The sequence below is a fragment of the Rhizobium sp. MHM7A genome (genome assembly GCF_005862215.1).
GTDB classification, from domain to species: Bacteria; Pseudomonadota; Alphaproteobacteria; order Rhizobiales; family Rhizobiaceae; genus Rhizobium; species Rhizobium bangladeshense.
This window is the reverse complement of record NZ_VCHT01000003.1, coordinates 296,106-316,795: the sequence shown is the minus strand read 5'-3', so window position 1 is coordinate 316,795 and position 20,690 is coordinate 296,106. Positions and strand designations below refer to the sequence as shown.

Annotated in this window: 16 protein-coding genes and 3 pseudogenes; 11 read left to right on the top strand and 8 right to left on the bottom strand. The window is 60.0% G+C overall.

Annotated features, from left to right (window positions below):
- Nucleotides 1–8: 8 nt before the first annotated feature.
- Nucleotides 9–602 (top strand): hypothetical protein, encoded by a 594-nt coding sequence (locus FFR93_RS14400; RefSeq protein WP_138393714.1) that lies wholly within the window; start codon nucleotides 9–11, stop codon nucleotides 600–602.
- 2,481 nt (nucleotides 603–3,083) lie between these two features.
- Entirely contained in the window at nucleotides 3,084–4,217 is a 1,134-nt protein-coding gene (locus FFR93_RS14395) for a hypothetical protein (RefSeq protein ID WP_138393927.1), read from the top strand.
- 1,000 nt (nucleotides 4,218–5,217) lie between these two features.
- On the opposite strand, the gene FFR93_RS14385 is transcribed toward FFR93_RS14395, so the two are convergent.
- On the bottom strand, nucleotides 5,218–5,562 hold the full coding sequence (locus FFR93_RS14385; protein WP_138393712.1) for a helix-turn-helix domain-containing protein: 345 nt from the start codon (nucleotides 5,560–5,562) through the stop codon (nucleotides 5,218–5,220).
- Between the two features lie 107 nt (nucleotides 5,563–5,669).
- Between FFR93_RS14385 and FFR93_RS14380 the strand changes: the two genes are divergently transcribed.
- Nucleotides 5,670–6,416: a glucose 1-dehydrogenase gene (locus FFR93_RS14380; protein ID WP_064706442.1), complete on the top strand. Its 747-nt coding sequence runs from the start codon at nucleotides 5,670–5,672 to the stop codon at nucleotides 6,414–6,416.
- A gap of 255 nt (nucleotides 6,417–6,671) precedes the next feature.
- On the opposite strand, the gene FFR93_RS14375 is transcribed toward FFR93_RS14380, so the two are convergent.
- Complete coding sequence (locus FFR93_RS14375; protein WP_082928021.1) at nucleotides 6,672–6,995, bottom strand: helix-turn-helix domain-containing protein; 324 nt, start codon at nucleotides 6,993–6,995, stop codon at nucleotides 6,672–6,674.
- A 473-nt stretch (nucleotides 6,996–7,468) separates the two neighbouring features.
- On the opposite strand from FFR93_RS14375, the gene FFR93_RS14370 reads away from it, so the two are divergent.
- The gene (locus tag FFR93_RS14370) at nucleotides 7,469–8,368 is read left to right on the top strand and encodes an NADP-dependent oxidoreductase (protein ID WP_205910741.1); all 900 of its coding nucleotides are present in this window, start codon (nucleotides 7,469–7,471) and stop codon (nucleotides 8,366–8,368) included.
- A 461-nt stretch (nucleotides 8,369–8,829) separates the two neighbouring features.
- Here FFR93_RS14370 and FFR93_RS14365 read toward each other — a convergent pair whose 3' ends face one another.
- Nucleotides 8,830–9,105: a DUF4242 domain-containing protein gene (locus tag FFR93_RS14365; RefSeq protein ID WP_138393711.1), complete on the bottom strand. Its 276-nt coding sequence runs from the start codon at nucleotides 9,103–9,105 to the stop codon at nucleotides 8,830–8,832.
- Between the two features lie 16 nt (nucleotides 9,106–9,121).
- On the opposite strand from FFR93_RS14365, the gene FFR93_RS41440 reads away from it, so the two are divergent.
- Nucleotides 9,122–9,400: a hypothetical protein gene (locus FFR93_RS41440; RefSeq protein ID WP_171049176.1), complete on the top strand. Its 279-nt coding sequence runs from the start codon at nucleotides 9,122–9,124 to the stop codon at nucleotides 9,398–9,400.
- 122 nt (nucleotides 9,401–9,522) lie between these two features.
- Nucleotides 9,523–9,971 (top strand): annotated as a pseudogene (locus FFR93_RS14360) (SDR family oxidoreductase); the annotation flags it as partial.
- Between the two features lie 904 nt (nucleotides 9,972–10,875).
- Here FFR93_RS14360 and FFR93_RS14350 read toward each other — a convergent pair.
- Both FFR93_RS14350 and FFR93_RS14345 read right to left on the bottom strand, forming a co-directional pair.
- On the bottom strand, nucleotides 10,876–11,748 hold the full coding sequence (locus FFR93_RS14350; RefSeq protein ID WP_138393710.1) for an SDR family oxidoreductase: 873 nt from the start codon (nucleotides 11,746–11,748) through the stop codon (nucleotides 10,876–10,878).
- 68 nt (nucleotides 11,749–11,816) lie between these two features.
- Nucleotides 11,817–12,662, bottom strand: coding sequence for an AraC family transcriptional regulator (locus FFR93_RS14345; protein ID WP_138393709.1), 846 nt, complete (start codon nucleotides 12,660–12,662; stop codon nucleotides 11,817–11,819).
- Between the two features lie 562 nt (nucleotides 12,663–13,224).
- Here FFR93_RS14345 and FFR93_RS14340 point away from each other — a divergent pair.
- Entirely contained in the window at nucleotides 13,225–15,186 is a 1,962-nt protein-coding gene (locus FFR93_RS14340; RefSeq protein ID WP_064710969.1) for an elongation factor G, read from the top strand.
- Nucleotides 15,187–15,254: 68 nt separating this feature from the next.
- Here the strand turns inward: FFR93_RS14340 and FFR93_RS14335 are convergent.
- Nucleotides 15,255–15,413 (bottom strand): annotated as a pseudogene (locus FFR93_RS14335) (ISL3 family transposase); the annotation flags it as partial.
- A 174-nt stretch (nucleotides 15,414–15,587) separates the two neighbouring features.
- Between FFR93_RS14335 and FFR93_RS14330 the strand changes: the two are divergent.
- Complete coding sequence (locus tag FFR93_RS14330; protein WP_138393708.1) at nucleotides 15,588–15,941, top strand: hypothetical protein; 354 nt, start codon at nucleotides 15,588–15,590, stop codon at nucleotides 15,939–15,941.
- Between the two features lie 535 nt (nucleotides 15,942–16,476).
- Here the strand turns inward: FFR93_RS14330 and FFR93_RS14325 are convergent.
- Both FFR93_RS14325 and FFR93_RS14315 read right to left on the bottom strand, forming a co-directional pair.
- Nucleotides 16,477–16,750: pseudogene (locus tag FFR93_RS14325) on the bottom strand (transposase); the annotation flags it as partial.
- Nucleotides 16,751–16,905: 155 nt separating this feature from the next.
- Nucleotides 16,906–17,496 (bottom strand): hypothetical protein, encoded by a 591-nt coding sequence (locus tag FFR93_RS14315; protein ID WP_246661312.1) that lies wholly within the window; start codon nucleotides 17,494–17,496, stop codon nucleotides 16,906–16,908.
- A gap of 353 nt (nucleotides 17,497–17,849) precedes the next feature.
- Between FFR93_RS14315 and FFR93_RS14310 the strand changes: the two genes are divergently transcribed.
- The 3 genes from FFR93_RS14310 (at nucleotide 17,850) to FFR93_RS14300 (ending at nucleotide 20,352) form a co-directional block, all read left to right on the top strand.
- Complete coding sequence (locus FFR93_RS14310; protein ID WP_138393706.1) at nucleotides 17,850–18,260, top strand: GNAT family N-acetyltransferase; 411 nt, start codon at nucleotides 17,850–17,852, stop codon at nucleotides 18,258–18,260.
- Nucleotides 18,261–18,345: 85 nt separating this feature from the next.
- Nucleotides 18,346–18,717 carry a VOC family protein gene (locus FFR93_RS14305; RefSeq protein WP_138393705.1) on the top strand — a complete coding sequence of 124 codons (372 nt, stop codon included), beginning with the start codon at nucleotides 18,346–18,348 and terminating at the stop codon, nucleotides 18,715–18,717.
- A 138-nt stretch (nucleotides 18,718–18,855) separates the two neighbouring features.
- Complete coding sequence (locus FFR93_RS14300; RefSeq protein WP_138393704.1) at nucleotides 18,856–20,352, top strand: WG repeat-containing protein; 1,497 nt, start codon at nucleotides 18,856–18,858, stop codon at nucleotides 20,350–20,352.
- Nucleotides 20,353–20,690 lie beyond the last annotated feature (338 nt).

Here is a 20,690-nt window from a genome sequence, read left to right as displayed (position 1 = left end):
ACATCCCCATGGGCGGCAAGGCCACCAAGGTGAAGATACAGCGGGCAAACAAGGGCGCAGGTCGGCCGCGCAAGGCCAATGTCGAGCGTTTCCCCTGCGGCAAGATCAAGCCGTTCGAAACCGAGAAGGAGAATATCAGCGTCGCGATGGCGGCGCGCCGGCGCATTCACGGCTTCGGCAGGACGGTTGATGACGAGACAGTCAGAAGCCCCTATGCCGGTTATACCCTCGGCCGCATGTTTCTCGACGGGCTGATATCAGACGAGCAGCGCCAGGCCGGCGACGATTACGCCGAGGTCATGGCCCGCTACCACAAGACGACGGGCATCCCGGCCCCGAGCCCGAGGGCCCAGTCGCTCTTTGCCGTCAAGGGCCATGAAGGCGAGGTGACCGAAAGCCTCGCCGACCGCGCCCGCAAGGCCAGCAACCGCATGATGGAACTGCAGGCCGTCCTTCTCCGCTGCGAGGACGGGCCGCAGGTGCGCAGCACCGTCTATAACGTCGCTGTGATGGACTACGAACATCTGCGCCAGATGCCGCCACAGCAATTGCTGTGGCTGCGGCGGGGGCTGATCGCGCTAAGGAGGGCGAAGGCGGGGTGATATGGAGGTCTGCCGCAGAGCGTGTCCCACCCTCCGTCCGCACCGGCGGTGCGTTGGGCAACAAGGCCAACCCCACACTCCGTCTCCTCGGGCTTGACCCGAGGATCAGGCTTGACCCTGGGATCCACAGCCATGCACGCGGCTGCAGTTGTTTGCGTCGCACACCATCGGCACGCAGTGCCTCGCCCGCATGGATCCCAGGGTCAAGCTCTGGGATGACGGAGGAGAGGTGATGCCGGGAGGTAGGCGGCGTCGGCGCGATGACGTTACGGCAAGGGCGGCCCTCACGCTGGCCGGCGGTACCACGCCAAAAGCCGCGCCTCACACGCTTCACCGGCGGCAACTGCGGCAACAGCGGGCGCAATCCGCACCGGCGGTACGTTGGGCAACTAGGCCAACCCCGCACTCCGTCTCCTCGGGCTTGACCCGAGGATCGGGCTTGACCCGAGGATCAGGCTTGACCCTGGGATCCACAGCCATGCACGCGGCTGCAGTTGTTTGCGTCGCACACCATCGGCACGCAGTGCCTCGCCCGCATGGATCCCAGGGTCAAGCTCTGGGATGACGGAGGAGAGGTGATGCCGGGAGGTAGGCGGCGTCGGCGCGATGACGTTACGGCAAGGGCGGCCCTCACGCTGGCCGGCGGTACCACGCCAAAAGCCGCGCCTCACACGCTTCACCGGCGGCAACTGCGGCAACAGCGGGCGCAATCCGCACCGGCGGTACGTTGGGCAACTAGGCCAACCCCGCACTCCGTCTCCTCGGGCTTGACCCGAGGATCGGGCTTGACCCGAGGATCAGGCTTGACCCTGGGATCCACAGCCATGCACGCGGCTGCAGTTGTTTGCGTCGCACACCATCGGCACGCAGTGCCTCGCCCGCATGGATCCCAGGGTCAAGCCCTGGGATGACGGAGGAGAGGTGATGCCGGGAGGTAGGCGGCGTCGGCGCGATGACGTTACGGCAAAGGCGGCCCTCACCTGGCCGGCGGTACCACGCCAAAAGCCGCGCCTCACACGCTTCACCGGCGGCAACTGCGGCAAAAGCGGCGCAAGCCGCACCGGCGGTGCGTTGGGCAACAAGGCCAACCCCGCACCCGTCATTCCAGGGCTTGACCCTGGGATCCACAGCCACGCACGCGGCTGCAGTTGTTTGCGTCGCACACCGTCGGCACGCAGTGCCTCGCCCGCATGGATCCCAGGGTCAAGCCCTGGGATGACGGAGGAGAGGTGGTGCCGGGAGAGATAGGCGGCGTCGGCGCGATGACGTTACGGCAAAGGTGGCCCTCACGCTGGCCGGCGGTACCACGCCAAAAGCCGCGCCTCACGCGCTTCACCGGGGGGTCGCTGCGGCAAAAACGGCGCAAGCCGCACCGGCGGTGCGTTGGGCAACAAGGCCAACGCCACACTCCGTCATCCCAGGGCTTGACCCTGGGATCCACAGCCACGCACGCGGCTGCAGTTGTTTGCGTCGCACACCGTCGGCACGCAGTGCCTCGCCCGCATGGATCCCAGGGTCAAGCCCTGGGATGACGGAGGAGAGGTGGTGCCGGGAGAGATAGGCGGCGTCGGCGCGATGACGTTACGGCAAAGGTGGCCCTCACGCTGGCCGGCGGTACCACGCCAAAAGCCGCGCCTCACGCGCTTCACCGGGGGGTCGCTGCGGCAAAAACGGCGCAAGCCGCACCGGCGGTGCGTTGGGCAACAAGGCCAACGCCACACTCCGTCATCCCAGGGCTTGACCCTGGGATCCACAGCCACGCACGCGGCTGCAGTTGTTTGCGTCGCACACCGTCGGCACGCAGTGCCTCGCCCGCATGGATCCCAGGGTCAAGCCCTGGGATGACGGAGGAGAGGTGATGCCGGGAGGTAGGCGGCGTCGGCGCGATGACGTTCCGGCAAACGCGGCCCTCACGCTGGCCGGCGGTACCACGCCAAAAGCCCTCACGCGCTTCACCGGCGGCAACTGCGGCAAAAGCGGCGCAAGCCGCACCGGCGGTGCGTTGGGCAACAAGGCCAACCCCGCACTCCGTCTCCTCGGGCTTGACCCGAGGATCGGGCTTGACCCTGGGATCCAAGGCCACGCACGCGGCTGCAGTTGTTTGCGTCGCACACCATCGGCACGCAGTGCCTCGCCCGCATGGATACCAGGGTCAAGCCCTGGGATGACGGAGGAGAGGTCTGCGCTGACGGCAGGCAAATGGGAAGGTGCCGGCCCGCCAACCAAAATTGGTGGTTCCACAAACGAGAGACTGCAGCTAAAAATTGCAGAAGATGAGGAACCCGGGGGGACAATATGCACTACGTTTTGGTGATGATCGGGGAAGTCTGTCTCGTCTACGCTGCCTGGCGTGCGGCGGTGGTGCGGTCGACCGCCATTCGGCTTGAGCCTGCTGGCTATCAGTTGACCTACAGCTGCGCTAACATGTCGCTGCTCCTGTCAATCCCACTGGTTGTGTGCGCCTTCCCGCCGAGGAGTATCGTGTACAGATTGATTGTTTTCGCAGTGATCACGATCGCGGCCGGTTCCGCCTATGCGAGCGGGGTTCCGTTTTTCGCCAGTCCTGATGTGCCCGACTATACCGCAAAGATGATCGTGCGTGACGCCTATGATGCCAAAGGCGACCGCCAGCGGGTCGTCCAGCATCACAAAGGCTGGACACGTGTTGAAGAGCAACGAAACGAAGAAACCAACCTTTCTTACGGAAATTTCTTCAAGAACGTGGTTCTGAGGGCAACCAGGAGGAATGGTGAAATCTCGTCATTTGAGGTCAGGCAGGTCGAACCATCTCAGGATCATTACGGCATCACGGAAGTCAGGGAAACGGATGATGTCGAGACCGTCGGCGGTGAGCAGTGTCGCTGGCGGCAGATCGTCCGGCGCATGGACAGGGACGAGACCAGTCCCAGTGAATTGACTTGCCTGACCGAGGACGGAATAGAGATCGCGACGAAAGTCCTTTTCTCCAGCGGGAAGGTCATGTCCGAGACGCGGCTGACGGATCTGCGGCGCGGGCCTGTGCCGGAAGCGGTGGTACGACCGCCTATGCAGTTTCTCGAAGCCGGTACCTGGCTCGCGCCCTTGCCACGTTACGACGATTACACCCCAAATCCTGGAGACTTCGAGGCGGAGCTGGTTAGCCACAGATCCAAGGAGAGGCTGTTGCGTCATTATCCCTGGTGGCTCCGACAGCGCGACGGTGGAGGTGGATCGATCCTGATCACCGTCTGGAACGAGCGTGAAGACCAGGGGCTTCGATATTCCGCATCCAAGGGGGAGCGCATGTTCGAAGCTGCCCGCTCCTCCTCGATTCCCGCGCCGAAGTTCAGGAGATTCGACGAGATTTATGGGATGGTCGACATGAGAGAGCAGGATCGGCTGCTCGGCGAGGACTGCGCATGGTATGACCGGACACCGAATTCGGCTGATGGGGGTCTAAGGCAATGCCTGACTTCGGACGGCATACCGCTGATTGACGACCGCTGGTCTGGCTGGGGAGACAGCGAGAGGTTCAAAATAGTGACGCTGACGCGCCGGCCGGTGGGTATGGATGAAATGCAGCCACCCCGTGATTACCTCCAGCCTGCTGCCTGGGGCTTCAGCCCTCCATACTAGGGATGGGGGATATCATCAAAGCCGGCCGAGGGCGTCCTTGAACGCTCTGTAACGGTCGCGTCGTGGGGTTCACCGGCGCGCGATTGCCTTTCAAGTTCCGCGTCGAGACGTCGCGGCTGTGAGCGGTGGGCTTGACCCGAGGATCCACGTTTGGCCTGGTCCGCCGTGGCCATGGATCCCAGGCTCAAGGCCTGGGATGACGGAGGGTGGGGTGCCGCTTCTGCCATACTCTGCTGGGGCGTCCCGATAGCAGGATGTTGGCGACCGGGGGGAGATCAGGCATGGGCTCCTTCCGCAACGCGCCGATGTGTCGGCAGAGCCCACCTCACCCTCCGTCATCCCAGGGCTTGACCCTGGGATCCACGTCGACCTCCAACTCCGGGCATGGATTGCAAGCTCAAGGGGATGATGGAGGTCGGGCGGGTGTTTTTGCCGGACAATCGCGATGCCGATCGAAGTGGGCAAGGGATGTGGGCGCTTCCAAACATATGGACGCGCCCTGGCTTTGACTGGAGTGGGCCGCACAGAGTATCGAAGTGCATGGCTGCGTTGTAAGCACCTCCGCACGGCCCATAATACTTACGATCGGCAAAGCCCGTTGTTCCCGAGCCGGCGGAATATTTTGGATGCGACGCGCTTCAGAGAGATTTGAACGGTGCGCCCGCAGCACCAGCGCAAAATCCCGCCTCATGCCCTCATGCTTTCACCGCCGGGAAAACAGAAGCGCGGCGTGGTCGTCAGGCTGCGGTAGGCCTGCGGAAAGAGCGAGCGGGGGCGCGGATCGGACTGGGGCTCGAGCGATGCCACATTGTCGCGCGATAGCGAGTGAGCTCCGGTCGCGTTTCCATTTCCCGTCGCTTGGCCAAGTCCTCGTCGCTCACTTCTCATCAGAGTTATAGGTTCCTGCCAAAACCCTATAACGGACGACAGGTCTCCGTCCCGGGGCTTGACCGAGGACGCAGGCGAGCCTCCATGCGGAAGCATTCTGTTCTAGGGGCGGTCAATCCGTCTTCAGTTGCTCGGGAAGCTGCCCATAAGCTGTCAGAATCGCCCTGACCAGTCCGGGAAAGCGCTCGTCGAGCTCGGCGCAGCGGGTCTGGTTGCGCATCTCCACGCCCTGGCGCTCGCTGCGGATCAGGCCGGATTCGCGCAGCACCTTGAAATGGTTCGACAGCGACGATTTTGGAATGATGCGGTCGCCGAGATCGGCAAGCGCCGAACAGGTACCGCCGCAGGCGGCGCCGGCGAGCTTGGCGAATATCGTGACGCGCTCGGGATCGGACAGCGCATAGAGGATCGCCTCGGGCTTTATATCCTCCAGGGCTGGGTGAAAGAGCGGTCTCATGAATTTTATATAGTCCCACTTGACATCGAGATCAACAGTTCCGAATTGCTGAACTACGGAACGAGGTTGCCAATTCCGGCGACTGTCCGGATCAGAAGGAAGAAGAGATGGCTAAGCTCACAGGGAAGGTCGCAGTCGTAACCGGGGCGTCCAAAGGCATCGGCGCCGCGATCGCAAAGGCGCTCGCAGCAGAGGGGGCGCAAGTGGTGGTCAACTACGCCTCGAGCAGGGCGGGAGCCGATGCCGTGGTGGAGGCGATCAGCGCCAAGGGCGGCAAGGCTATCGCGGTCCAGGGCGACGTTTCCAAGGCCGAGCAGGCGCAGGGACTGGTCGATGCCGCGGTCAAGGAATTCGGCAAGCTCGACGTATTGGTCAACAATTCGGGCGTTTATGAATTCGCGCCGATCGACGAGGTGACCGAGGAGCAGTATCGCCGCATCTTCGACGTCAATGTTCTCGGTGTTCTCCTGACCACCCAGGCGGCGGTCAAACATCTCGGCGAGGGCGGCAGCGTCATCAACATCTCCTCGGTGGTCACCAGCCTGGGGCTGCCGGCCACTGCCGTCTACACCGGCACCAAGGGCGCCGTCGAAGGCATCAACAGCGTGCTGGCCAAGGAGCTCGGCCCGCGCAAGATCCGCGTCAACGCCATCCTGCCAGGCATGATTGAGACTGAGGGGACGCACTCGGCCGGCGTCATCGGCTCGGATCTCGAGCAGAGCATCGCCGCCCAGACGCCGCTCGGCCGCATCGGCCAGCCCGATGATATCGCCGACGTCGCGGTCTTCCTCGCCTCCGACGACGCCCGCTGGCTGACCGGCGAACGCCTGGTAGCCAGCGGCGGTTACCGCTGAGATGTAAGTGAAAAGCGCGCGCTTCTTGAGCGCGCGCATACTCGGATACGGGTCCAGCCACCCTCCGTCGTCCTCGGGCTTGCCCCGAGGACCCGCATCGGCATCATCGGCTGTGGCCATGGATTCGGGCCTCAAGGCCTGAAATGACGGGGCCGGAGGTGCTTTTCCGCCCAATTGGCCGCCGCTCGTCGTCAGCGACGTGAAAGTGCGAGCCGCACAGTCGCTAGATCGCCGCAGCTTTTCAGCATCGTGCGATCATTCCGGCTGACCCGAGCAATGGAACTGTTCACCCCAGCGGCATAAGCCCTCTGCCCCAGCACAGAGCGTCGATCCCCTTTCCGTCAACGAATAGACGACCTTCGCCGGAGAACCCGGATGGACTTTTCGGTTCACAAGCCCGTCCGCCTCAAGTTCTCGCAGCTGCTGCGTCAGCATCTTTTCGCTGATCGCCGGAATTGACTGCCGCAGCCGGCCGAACCTGCGTGGTGTCGCGCCGAGTTCGCAGATGATGTCCAGCTTCCACTTGCCGGAGACCATCTTTATCGCGGTTGCAAGACCATTCTCGGTGGGTTTGTTCACCTTGCCCTCCTTACCGGCAGGTAACCACTTACGCCTCCGTGCGTATTGGCATCACGCTTCCCAAATCATAGCTCTCCCTCGAACGACAAGCGAGCCGAGCGTTGCGCCAATCCAATATGGGGTGTCGGAATGATGCCTGCAATCAGTGCCCTGGACACTTGATGTATGGGATCGGCGCTCGCCCGCGAGCTGCTTCAAGCGGGATATCGCACGACTGTCTGGGACAGGAAAGGAGACGGGAGGCGATCCAAGCCTTCATCATCAACCAATCATGGAACGCCTACGAAAAGCGAATTCCTGCTTCGCCGGCGCGAAACAAGAAATCACGTCAGCGAGACTGGATTCACGGCCGCTAGAAGCGGCGGCCGTTCATCACCATCAGTATTCTTAGGAGAATAAGCGTGACGAATGCAAAATCAGATACAATGCAGGCCGCCGCCATCGACCGGTTCGGTGGAGCCGACCTGATTACTGTGCGAGCCGTATCAGTGCCCGAGGTCGGGCCGAGCGATGTGCTAATCCGGGTCGAAGTGGCAGGCGTGGCCTCCTGGGACGCGGTCGAGCGTGAGGGTCACTACGACGGGGCTTTCGGAATGCCGTCGACATTCCCCTATGTCCTCGGCTGGGACTGCGCGGGCGCAGTCGTCGCCGTTGGCGGCCAGGTTAGCCGCTTCAAGGTGGGCGACCGGGTGTACGCTGCATCCATGCCGCTTCCCAAGGGTGGAACCTACGCCACGTACGCAGTAACGGATGCGGAAAACGTGTCGCTCATCCCCGCCAAGCTCACGATCGAGCAGGCGGGCGTCATGGGCTGGGATGCGCTGACCGCGCTCAGCGGCCTGGAAGAGATCGGCCTGAAGCAGGGCGATACAATAATGATCTTCGGCGCCAGCGGCGGTATCGGGCACATGGGCATCCAACTCGCAAAACGATTGGGCGCCCGCGTATTGGCGGTGGCTTCGGGCGATGACGGCGTGGCGCTATCGCAGCGGCTGGGCGCCGACGCCATCGTCAACGGGCGCAAGGACGACGTGGTGGCGGCCGCTCGTGAATTCGCCGCCGGCGGCCTCGACGCTGCCCTCGTCACCGTCGGCGGTGAGGCGGCCGACCACGCGCTGACGTCAATGCGCGACGGCGGTCGGGTCGCCTGCCCCTACGGAGTGATGCCCGATCCAAATATCAGGCCCGGCGTGGAGCTCATTCGCTACAACGGCGCCCGCGGCCAGGACGCGACCGACAAGCTTAACCGCCTGATCGAGTCTGGCCCGTTCGACGTCCATGTCGCCCGTACATTCCCGTTCGACCAGGTTGTTGATGCGCACCGGGCGCTTGCCACCCACTACGTCGGCAAGCTCGCTTTGCGGGTGAGTTGAGCAAATGGTGGGTTCCATCAGACGTCACTAGGCGTTGCGACGGCGGAACAGCATCATGGCAGACATGGAAATGTGCTGGCGCCTTCCTATGAGTTCCGCCGATCGCTGTAAGCCTGCTCGGCTTCGTCAGCGGCCATGTGATCTGGAGCTTCGGTGCGCCGATCGCAGTGGTGAGTTGTGGCGCCCAGCTTGGCAAACCGCCCGTGGCTGGCCTGGGTCGGCCTGATCGTGAGGCTTGTGCTCTACCTGCTGGCTGGCGCTCTCATCCCCGACGAGCACCTGGAAACAACGCAATCATAACATCGCCCCTGCGACTCGGCATTACCGCCGTGGCGGCCGCTAGCCTCGCAGGAGCGGCTTTTCCTGATGTCCCGCAGCGCCGCGTTCGCGGGGTCGATGTGCCCCGCCTTGGCCGGCCGGACGCGGTGTCGCAACATTTGCGCTCTGTCGCGCCGGATGCGCTAGTCCACTTCGTCGGCCGAGATGTGCTTGACTTCGGTAATTCTCACCAGCGGGATTTCGGCGCGTTCGTTTGCCTCCTTCACTTCCTGCTCCGACGAAGCGTCGAACAGGCAGAATGATCGTTCCTCGGCGGGTACGAATGTCGAGCGCAGATAGCGCACCGGCTTACCCTGCCTGGTCATCTCGGCAGTGACATTTTTCGCGCGGGATGCCGCCGCACTGAGCTGATCGGGAGTGATTCCTGGCAGGTGTCTTTCGACCATATACTGTGGCATGACGATTGTCCCTGTGTTGAGCGATGACAACATGCGTTTGGACATGCCGCGCGTTCGCTTTGACTTCCGGCCGTTGCGAATCGACATCTATTTTGCCGCCGTATTCACAGACCTCGTCCGACACTCAGCGCGTTGGAACACGGTTTCGCGCGACACGATCACGAGCGCGATTGCAGAATATCGTTACCTGTCTCGGACGCTTGCCAGCCAATACGGGCGACGGCACGAGAAGTTTACAGGCGACGCGCATCTTTATCTATTAGAATCTGCTGATGTAGTCGTCCATTTCTCCTGAAACTCATCGCCTAATTGGAAGCAACGGCGGCGTCACCTGACAGCCGGCCAGGCGAACGATCTGCCAATCCGGGTGGCTGCCACTTCGGCGAATGTTCCCGAATGCACGATGACGACGCCTGGATCGGCGAGGTGACCGAGGAGCACTACCGCCGCATGTTCGACGTCAATGTTCTCGGCGTCTCCTGACCACCCAGGCCGCGGTCAAGCATCTCGGCGAGGGCGGCAGCGTCATCAACATCTCCTCGGTGGTCACCAGCCTCGGGCTGCCGGCCTCGGCCGTCTACACCGGCACCAAAGGCGCCGCCGAGGGCATCAACAGCGTGCTTGCCGAGGAGCTTGGCCCGCGCAAGATCCGCGTCAACGCCATTTTGCCGGGCATGGTCGAGACCAAGGGGACCCACTCGGCCGGCGTCATCGGCTCTGAGATCGAACAGAGCATCGCTGCCCAGACGCCGCTCGGCCGCATCGGTCAGCCGGACGATATCGCCGACATCGCCGTCTTCCTCGCCTCCGACGATACCCGCTGGCTGACGGGCGAACGACTGATCGCGAGCGGCGGTTTCCGCTGAGGACTGGGGGAGGGCGCGCCTTCTCGAGCGCCCGCAGACCGGGCTATCGGCACACGGTTCACCCACTCCGTCGTCCTCGGGCTTGACCCCGAGGACGACGCCCGCCCTTCGCGACTGTGGCAATGGATTCCAGGCTCAAGGCCTGGAATGACGGAGGGGGGTGCGTTGCCGCCCAACTCTCCGCGGCGCCTCGCAAATCGCTAAATTATCGGCCTTGGCGCAATTATCGCTAGCGTTGTTTGCCTCGCACCTTGACCAGGCGCTTACTGCCGTTTCGAATAATAGCCTTGTGACAGAGATGGCAGAAATGCGCCCCATGTCGGCCGCCCCGGCACCATCTGCGTTTTTCCAAAAGCTGCCGTTGGCCCTGCGATCGGGATCCCAATCTTGTCTGATGTTCCAACATCCAATCAGGAAAAAAAGCCTAGTCGGCGCAACAAGTCATCTGAACATGGTGTGACTCGTTCCATTGAGTTGCCGATGGCATTGTTGGCCAAGGGGCGCCTTGCGTTTGGCCCGTTGCAGACAAAACGCTTGCCGCCCGGCAGCGCACAAACAGCCTTGCTTTTTCGGACAAGAGCAAGTCGGGAGGTTCCCCAGCTCAGACAGCCAGGCACCCTGTCAGCCTGTTGATTAGGCTCAGCGTTTCGTCACCGTTCTGGTGATCGCATACGTGGATTGCCAGCCTGCCCGGCAGCGAATTGGCTGCTTCGACGAGTTCTTCCAAGCAGCCCGACCCTTGCGGGTGCGAGGCAGCTTGTGCCTTCGTGAGCGTTCGCGCGGTAACGTGAACGGTCGCGCCCTCCTCAAGGAGGGCGAGCACAATCCCCCTTTCCCACGCCTCTGCTTGCGCCTGTAACCAATGCGACGACCTGCTCCATTTGCGACCTTCATTCCCGCCCTTTCAGCGAGTGCCATACGACCCATTGATCCAAAGCGTTTGGCCACTAATCCACTGGGCCTCCGGGGTCGCGAGGAAAGCAACCACCGGGGCAATATCGTCGATTTTGCCCAGCCGTTTGGCAGGAACAGAGTTGGTGATGTAGGCAACCGCTTCCTTGCTTTCAGGCCCATGGAAGAAGGGGGTGTCGATCGCGCCTGGCGCAATTGCATTCACCGTGATGCCGCGCGCGCCCAGTTCACGCGCCAGAGTGCGTGTAAGCTCCTCGATCGGTGCCTTGGTGCCGGCATACGCGGCATAGAAGGGTGAAGTGGCACACAAAAGCGATGTGGCAATATTGATCACCCGCCCGTTTTCCGCCAAACGTTGCGCTGCTTGGCGCATCGAATAGAACATAGCTTTCGTGTTGATGGCGAGGCAGCGCTCGAACTCCTCATCGGGAATGTCGGCAAAGTTGCCCTTCCAGATCCTACCCGCGTTGTTCACGACAATGTCGATGCTGCCAAACTGAGAATGGCAGGCGTCATACATGGCCAAGACCGTTTCGGCGCTGCCAAGATCACCTGCAAAGATCGCGGTGCGCACGCCTTGTTCGTGGCACAGGCGCGCGGTTTCTTCGGCTTGATCCCAGGTCTCCGGCTTGTGATGATGGATTAGGACGTCCGCACCCATAGAGGCGAGGGCCACGGCGAAGCCGCGGCCCAGGTTGTTCCGGGCACCGGTCACGACAGCCGCTTTGCCGTCCAGCGGGCGTGCTTCTTTGCTTTGCGCGGCGGTGCCGCTGGCTGCCAGGAGAGCACCTGCGGTAGCAGCGCCGAAGATCGCGTTCCGGCGGGAGATTGCAAGGCTGGTATTGGATTGAGCTAAGGTTTCCATGTTCGTCCCCGTGTTAGAGATGACCGAACATGAACAATCTCGGCGGCGTTGCGGAGGGTCCAATCTTGCTAAGTTACAGATCGGCGCATCTGAGATGGAAGCATGCCAAGCTCCCTGCGAAATCGCCGCCGGAAATGGGAAACATTGATAAAACCGGTATTTTCAGCGATCTGTTCGATGGGAAGGTGGGAGCGCAGAGCCAGTCGCCGCGCAGCCTCTAGCCGTCGAACAGCAAGATACGCGTGCGGCGGGAAGCCGACTGCCACTTTGAACGCTCGTGCAAAATGGAAAGGGCTGTAGGCTGCGACGGCTGCGAGATCACTGATGGTCATTGGCTTGGCAAGGTGCGCCTCTATGTAATCGAAGACGCGGCCCAAACGTCGCTCATCAAGTCCGCTCTCCGATCTTGGTCGCTCAATCGGCCTTCCGCCAAACTGCTCAATGTAGACACGCTCATAGAGCTTGCGCACCAAGGTATCACAGTAAAGTTCGTTAGCCGGAGCGAGGCCGGTCGCTGCTTGGCGGAGCCGGGTGGCAAAGCACCACACGATCGGATCTTCCCATCCGAAGGCGTCAGCCAGATCCCGGTGGCGCTCCACCGCGAGCGACTCCGCAATATTGGCCTTTAGAGCTGGCGAGGCCGTAATTTCCACCATTTCGGCCGGCGAATTGACGCGCAACCATTGGGTTGGGGCGGGTCCGTTTAACCGGATGCTGCCGGCCGGCAAATTGCGCGTGGTAACACCACCATTCGGCGTCTCCATGGCGACATTTCGTTGGCCGTTATAGCCGATTGCGATAGAGCCGGCATTGGCCCGGCGCAATTCCCCGACGCTTTCCCAGGCAGGACCTCTCACATGAACAATCCGAAATCCTATGGCGCTCAAAATGGATATTTGTTCATCGACACTCAAGACTGTCACTCGTTTGGACTCTCACCAGGAAAGTTTTGTTTCCCGAGCAATGTCAAGGTGAGGCCGTTGCTGCGGGACTCAAAGGCGGCTCCGACAGTGCGCAGGGTTAACGGATTGGACTGGACCATGCGCTAACTCGGCTTCGACCCAAAGAAATTCCACCACTGATTCGCCAGGAGCGTCGTGTTTTTGACGCCGCGCCCTCGGGTCTGCTGGCCGACGCAGCCCTACAACAAGAGGCAAGGCTTGGTCGGTTACTCCACTGGCGCCCGTCACGCGGTAGTCCGCTTTCTCGATTGCTTACGCAATACCGGACATTCCGTAACCGTCCCCAAATCGGTCATTCCATCTCGGCCGCAGCCGAACCTGCTGCTGCAACATCTGAGATATGAGGCTTCTGCTACGAACGCGCTCGTGGGTTCGTATCCGATCAACTGCAACATCCAGGTCTTTCGACGCATACCCAAGCGTTTTCTGAAACTGAACGCCTCTGGCGCCTTGCAGCGGTTCAGGGCATCCTATGATGGCTGAAAATTGTGTTATGGCAGTTGGAGGAATGCCGATGCGCTGCTTTACCGTGCTTGGACCTTCGCAGACCGGAAAATCGACAGTCGTGGAAAAGCTCGGCTCCCTGGAGGGGGCGCCGAGAAAATCCAGCTCTCCCTATGGGCTGAACTTGACAGAATTCACCTTTGGAAACGAGGCGTGGTGCGCGCTGGATGCGCCAGGACCGAACGAAGCGTTGGCGCATGTGCAGCACGCGCTTCTTGCCAGCGACGCCTGCATCCTGTGCGTTTCTCCGGCTCCCGAAGAGGCCGTGCTCGCCGCCCCCTATCTGCGCATAATCGAGGCATCGGAGACGCCTTGCATCCTCTTCGTCAATCGAATGGACGAACCGAGAGGACGGCTAAGGGATGTGATCGCGGCGCTTCAGGACTATGCAAACCATACTCTTCTGCTTCGCCAGATCCCGATCCGCGAGGGGGACAGGATCGTGGGGAGCTGCGATCTGATTTCAGAACGGGCGTGGCAATACCGGGAAGGCCAGACTTCGGCGCTGATCGCAATCCCGGAAAGCGCCGCTGAACGCGAGCACGAGGCGCGCACAGAGCTTTTGGAACACCTGTCCGAATTCGACGATTGGCTTCTCGAGGAGCTGATCGAAGATCGCGAGCCACCCAGCGACGCGCTCTATGCCATTTCGTCACGGGTTCTCAGGGAAAACCGGATTATTCCAGTCCTGATCGGTGCCGCAAGCCACGGCAACGGCATGATGAGGTTGATGAAGGCGCTGCGCCACGAGGCGCCGCAGGTCACGGCGCTTCGGCAGCGCCTGGCTCGTGCGGGCAATGTCGATGAAAACAAGCTGACCGCCGTGAGCTTTCATGCCTATCATCGTCAGAATATCGGCAAGACGGTGCTGGTGCGTGCGTTTGGCGAGGGACTGCGGCAAGGCGCGTCATTGGGCGGCTCCAGCCTCGGCGCCGTGCAGGATCCCGCAAACGGACGGTCCAGCTCGGCGATCACGCCTGCACCGGGGGATGTGTTCGCAACGGTCAAGTCCGACCACTTGACCGTCCCGTCGCTGTTGACATCAAACGCGACGGTCGCCCCGCCCGAATGGACCGAGCCACCCACGCCGATGCTTGAAAGGATCCTGGTCCCGGGCAGCGAACGCGATGAAAACAAGCTCTCCGAAACGCTGGCAAAACTTTCCGAGACGGATCGCGGTCTTGTCGTTTTGCAGGAGGAAGGCACGGGCGCCCAGCTCGTCCGCGCTCAAGGCCCGATACATCTGCGCGATCTCTGCCGAACCCTGTCCGACGTCTTCCACATCGAGGTAACCGATCGAACGCCCAGGCCGATCTACCGCGAGACAATCGCGAAGCCGTCCGAGGTTCACTACCGGCATCGCAAACAGACCGGCGGTGCCGGGCAATTCGCGGATGTGAAGCTGAGCATTCGTCCCAACGAGCGCGGCCGGGGCTTCACCTTCAGCGAAACCGTCAAGGGTGGCGTCGTTCCGCGCAACTACATCCCTGCCGTCGAAGCAGGCGCGCGCGAAGCGATGGAGAAAGGGCCGCTCGGCTTCCAGGTCATCGATGTCGGCGTAACGCTGTTCGATGGTCAGCACCATGCCGTCGACAGTTCGGAACACGCCTTCAGGACTGCGTCGAGAATGGGAGTGCGGCAGGCGCTTTCCGAAGGGTCGGCCGTCTTAATGCAACCGGTCTTCCGCAGCGAAATTCACATCCCGTCGATCTATTCCGGCAGCCTCGTCCAGATCGTCTCCGCTCTCAAGGGTCAGGTTCTCGGCTTCGACCGGGATGAAACCGCTAAGGGATGGGACATCTTCCGGGCACTTATTCCCGGCGGCGCACTTGACGATCTGGCGCGGGCTCTGCGCTCGGCGACGCAGGGCATCGGTTACTTTTCCAAGACCTTCGATCACTTCGAGGAGCTATACGGCAAGGAAGCGGACGCCATCGTGAGGGCACACGAGGAACAAGGCGTCGCACACTGAAACATTCGCGCCACTTCATGCTAGTTCCCGGAATGGGGCTCACGTCGTTGAGTTAACCGGGTTCTTCCTCACTTTGTGTGGAGCCGTGGCAGCATTCGTGCCCTCGGCAGTTCGGGAGCTGCCCGACCATACATTGCGCGCTTGAAGGTCTTGAGGCAGTTGATCCGGCCTTCGGGCTGTCCGTTGCTCCGGGCCAGCTCGATGGCGTTGCTGACGGCGTCGATGTCGCCTCAACTCATTGATTTCGGGGGAGCAGGGACTCGTTTCTTCAGGATCGCTGGTTCGAGTCCGCTCAAGAGAAGCAATATGGCCGCTTTGCGCCAGAAGCGGTCATTGCACGACCTGCTAGTATCGCTATGCTTGCGCTCATCTTTAAGTGATTTGATATAGACGGAGACGCAATGCGAAACAAAATGCACCCTGAAATGCGCGGCGCGTTGGCTCGGTTTTCGTTGTGGCTCGCGAATGGAACCCTAGGGTATCCCATCTTAGAAGGCATCAACTATTCTGATGTATTGAAAGAGCCAAGCGCCATGGAGATGGTCTACACTGTCTTTACCAACAATCTGGAGCTTGACCAGAACGGCGCTCCGCTGAATTCACGCTATTGCGAAGAGCGTGCCGCCCAATGGCTGCGGCACTACTGCGACCCGACGTATAAAGTGGAGCCACCATTTGCAGAATTTGAACATGAAGGCCAATGGCCGCCGGTTTTAAAAAATGCTCCGGACTGGAGGCCTGAACGCCAGAGGTAAATCCCGTCATCCGCGTTGGCAATCTTCTGATTTTCCGCCTCCTGACCGCTTTGGGCCGATAGCCCACATCGATAGTCAGCCAGTTTGCACGCCACGGGCGGACGTTTGCTATGCGCGATGATCTCTCGGCCAATGCAGCAGGATGGACCGGTTGCTCGTCATATCCACGGCCAAGGATGCGTTCTTTTCGACTAATTGCCGGGCTTCTTTCAGGGTCGTGGGATACTTCACACCGAGCCGATAGTACGGAAAGCCTTTTGAGATAAGAAATGTCGCCACCGCCCACCCCTTCTTGTCGGCAGCGCAAGGCGCACGGAAATCCGATCCCGTCCTATAGGTTATACCCGCGCAACGTGGGCAAGTCTTCTGTGTAGCATCGGCGGGTCGTTTGAAAACCCGTTGACAGTCGAGGCAAGCAAATTTCGTCAGGGATCGGGTCATGCAGTCTCGCGATCTGTACAGAGGTAAACCAGAAGCTGCTGCATTCCGCACATCGTTGCAAGTGTAAGATGGCGGCTTGGGCCGACAGCAGACTTCAGCCGTTTGTTCGTCCCGAATAATTCCACGGCAGAAGCTCATCGATGCGACGTTGCCTGTGACCATTGACAATGGCGATGAGCGTCGCGGTCAAATAGCCCAACAGATCGACGGCATTGAACTTGCAGGTTTCGATGGAGGCGGTGGTTGCCCAGTTCTCGGCACCTGTATCGTGGCCCGCGAAGAGCGCGTTCTTGCGATTGAGGGCTATCGGCCGAATGGTGCGCTCGACTGTTGTTGTCGATCTCGATGCGGCCGTCGGTCAGGAAGCGCCAGCACGCTCACCGCCATCGTCAAAGGTCATCAGCAAAACCGGATCGATGAACTTCTGCCGTGGAACTATCCAGTTTAGATGATCAATCGCAAAAGTGACTGCAGCAGTCGGACGCGAAGAGACATAGGAACATTATCGTTCCGTCGGCTACGATTAACGCTTTCTACGGGTTGATCTGATGTAAGCGGGAAGCCTAAATGCAAGTACGAATGCGGCCAGGTAAAATCCAAAGATGTGGATCATACTCTTCCAGATGTTCGCCTCTATCGGCGAATCGAAGCTCATTCGATAACGCGAATAATGCTCAGTTGGTCCGATGTACGCCGACGCCAAGCTCGCAGCTAATACAATGATGAACACCGTCATCATTCCTTGGACGTGGTAGCTGTCGGATGCAAACAGTTGCTTTACAAGAAACACGACGACGGCAGGGAGCATGACCATGCTGGCAAACGATCGCATGGCGATCAACAGGCATTGATCAGACTGCGAATAACCACTTGTTTTCAGAACAGATAATATGGCGGTATTTGGGGGCCAAAACCGCAGGAGAACCTCGTTATTGACGAACTCGCAGGATATTGACGGGTGGAGTCTAAAAACGAGAAACGTAAAGAATATCACGGCACTATAGGCTGCGATGGTAGCGCAAATGACGCCTAACTGTCGGCTTACAATATTTTGATCTGCCTTAATCTCCCTAGCCACGTGATCGAAGATATCTTCGTTGACCTCGTCATTCATCCATTCACCACTTCGGAAGGAACATTCGAGGTTCCGAGTAACACCGCAAATGTCGGAAGACAATGACATGGCTATTGCAGTCTGGCCCCAGGTCCTCGAAACCACTGCTTCTTATCTAGGTGTGAGCTGCACACTGCTTAAGTGCAATCCGCTTGTCGGCAAGTTGCTCCCCAACCCGAGCTGTCGCACATTCTTCCTTTAAACGCTGCCTTGCGACCGGAGCTTTGGGTCGTCATATTCTTATCCGCATTCTTGATCACGTCCACAAGTCAGCTCTTTCAAGTGGAGACGGCAGTGATGAAGGCCTTTTGCTGAGCTTTTTACAGCTCCTTGGAATAACATGAGATAGTGGCATGCTCCGAAAAGCGCTACTGACAGACATAATGGCGCTCAAAGCTGTCCGGTCGTCAGTCGTTGAAAATACCTTAAACGACGTGTCCAAGGTCACCGACGCGGACTACGAGTGGTATGTAACGAACCCTGGAGTCGCCCTTTGGGAAGAGAACGGCACCGTGGTTGGCTTTTCCGCCGCTGATCCACGCGACGGAAACGTCTGGGCGCTTTTCGTCGCTCCCGGATTTGAAGGAAGAGGGATCGGCTCGGTTCTGCTGGGCGAAGCCTGCGCCTGCTTGAAGGAGGCGGGCCTCGGCCGCGCTTGGCTCACCACTGATCCGGATACCCGAGCCGAGAGGTTCTACCGAGCGGCTGGATGGGAGCATATTGGCGAGAACGATAACGAACTTCTCTTCGAACGATCACTATGAGTTTGCCGAAGATTTGCGCGACTAGGTCGACGTGCAGCCAATTGGCTTCTTTTCAAACAACATGCTTTCAAAAGGGAAACACCAGATGAAACTCGGTTTGGAGCTGTTCGTCGAAGCGCCTGAGAAATCACTCGATTTCTATCAGCGGGTTCTGGGCTTTGAAATTCAGGGTACTGCGAGCGCAGAATACACTATGTTGAGAAATGGTGACGCCGTCGTCTCGGTCAACGCGCGATCCGTGCTTTCAAATGATCATCCAGTGCGGGTCGAAAACGGCGAGCGACCTGGCCTTGGCGTCGAGATCGTCATGCGGGTAGCCGACGTCGAGGGTGCCTATCGCATCGCGAAGGACAGCGGTTGGCCCGTGTCCGATCTTGCCCTGAAGCCCTGGGGTCTGCGCGACTTCCGCCTTGTCGATCCTGACGGCTATTATGTCAGAGTGACCAGTACGAGCTGACGTGTGTCCGCCCGTTTGCCCAGTATCGTTTTTTCCAGCAACCACTTACCTACGCAATTTTAGTAGATATCTTACTGACGATCATAACTTGTTCCGTTTCTTGTGGTCGGGGTGATTGCACTTTCACTGGAGACACGCATGCCACGCTTTTGGGCGAACAGAACTTGGTCGTGGAAATGGGTCCGAATCCCGCTGCTGGTCATATCGCTCTCCTGCACGCCGTCCCAGGGATTCGGCACTGCCGACGTTGTGGCGAGCGGCAGAGCGATGGTTCCGTCATGCGGCGGGATATTCGACTTGTGTGGTTACTCAGACCGACAGAGTGGCAAAGAACTGATCCCCAAGTTGTTCGAGCGGGCTATACTGTTCTCGGAGGGCTTGGCCGCCGTGCGCATGAACGGCCTCTTCGGCTACATCGATACGACAGGCAAGGTTGTCATCGAGCCGCGCTTCGACCTCGCCGGGCCCTTTCATGATGGATTTGCGGAAATCCTAGTCGGTCAACAGACCGGAGTCGTCTCAGAGAGTGGGGAAGTGGTGCTGGAACCGCAATTCGGTCGTTCTACACCAATCATGGGCGATGTCCTCATCGTGCGGAAGGGTCATTTTAGACCAAAGCGTCCTCCTGAACTGGAAGAATTGGAATCGTTCGATGGACTTTACACTGAGTACGGTCCGATGGGCCTTTACAGCCTGCGCAAGGGCTGGCTCACCGAAGAAACTTATGAATTTCGGCGCTTCGAACGTGGCCGACCGGGTTACGTTTGGGCCCGCGACCTAAGAGCGAAGCAGTCGCGATTTGGCCTGATGAACAATGAGGGAGAATGGAAGGTCGAACCGATGTTCGATACGGTTCAACCACTTTTCGACGGTCGTGCCGTTGTTTCGGTCAAGGTTAAAGACACGGAAACGCGGCGTCAGCTTTGGGGTGCGGTCGATGCCGACGGAAAGCTGGCGATCCCCATCGCCTACGACTGGCTGTCATATTGGGATCAGGGCTATTCGGTGGCGAGACTGAATGGCGAGGAAGGTTTCCTGGATACAGGCGGCAGTCTCCTCGGAGGCAGGTTTTTCGAAAAGGTCGAGCGCGACCTACAAGGAAAGCCGCTCAAGGTGCAGCTCGATGGCAAATGGTTCGGCATCACTGCTGACGGAAGGCTTGTTGATGTCCCCGAGGAGAAACCCTTCCCCTTCAGAACTGGTAAATTGCCTGCTCCTTCCAAAAATACCCAGTGCAAGAGCGGTGTTTCGATCATATCGAAGGACGGTGATTGGGGGCTGCGCGGCCCCGACGGGCGCATGCTTGTCGACGCTAAGTTCGAAGCGATCTCGTGTTTTCGCAGCGGGATCGCCTGGGTGCCAGACGCGACGAAGAATGCCTGGTGCCCAATCGGCCCAGATGGCAAAGGTCGCAGTAAGCCCGATTGCCGCCCGACTTACTACGAGTACAAGCTGCCCCATTACTATCCGGAGGAACTCGACCCTGACCCGTTCAGAAGCAGCGTCCTCTGGATGCGGGCCTACCTAAAGCACGGTGTGGACCCTTTGTATCCGCCACCGAAGCTGATCGGAGACGGAGTGCAAGGGACAGGCACGATTTCTGTGTCATGCAGGGACATGATCGGGTGCGATTGAAGACCACGCACCCCGCCCCTTTAGATACACAGCCGCTATCGCCAAAGGCCACAAACAGCGTCGGATGCAGAGCTATTGCCGTGAAGTCGCGCTACGGACGGAGGAAACCCAATCGTTCCGCGCTTCCGCCCAGGAGGCCAGGGGATGAGCGAAAAACCCGCCGATATGTCCATCCGCCAAGCTTGGCTCCCGAAGACCCTTACCAGAGGCTATCTCCGCCATGTTCCCATCGGCTCGAAGACAACCGGGGCCTGACGTAGCAATTGCCACCAACCGATCATGATGCGGCTTTGGCCGCTTTGCGCCAGAAGCGGCTGTCAGGGAGACACGCAACTCAG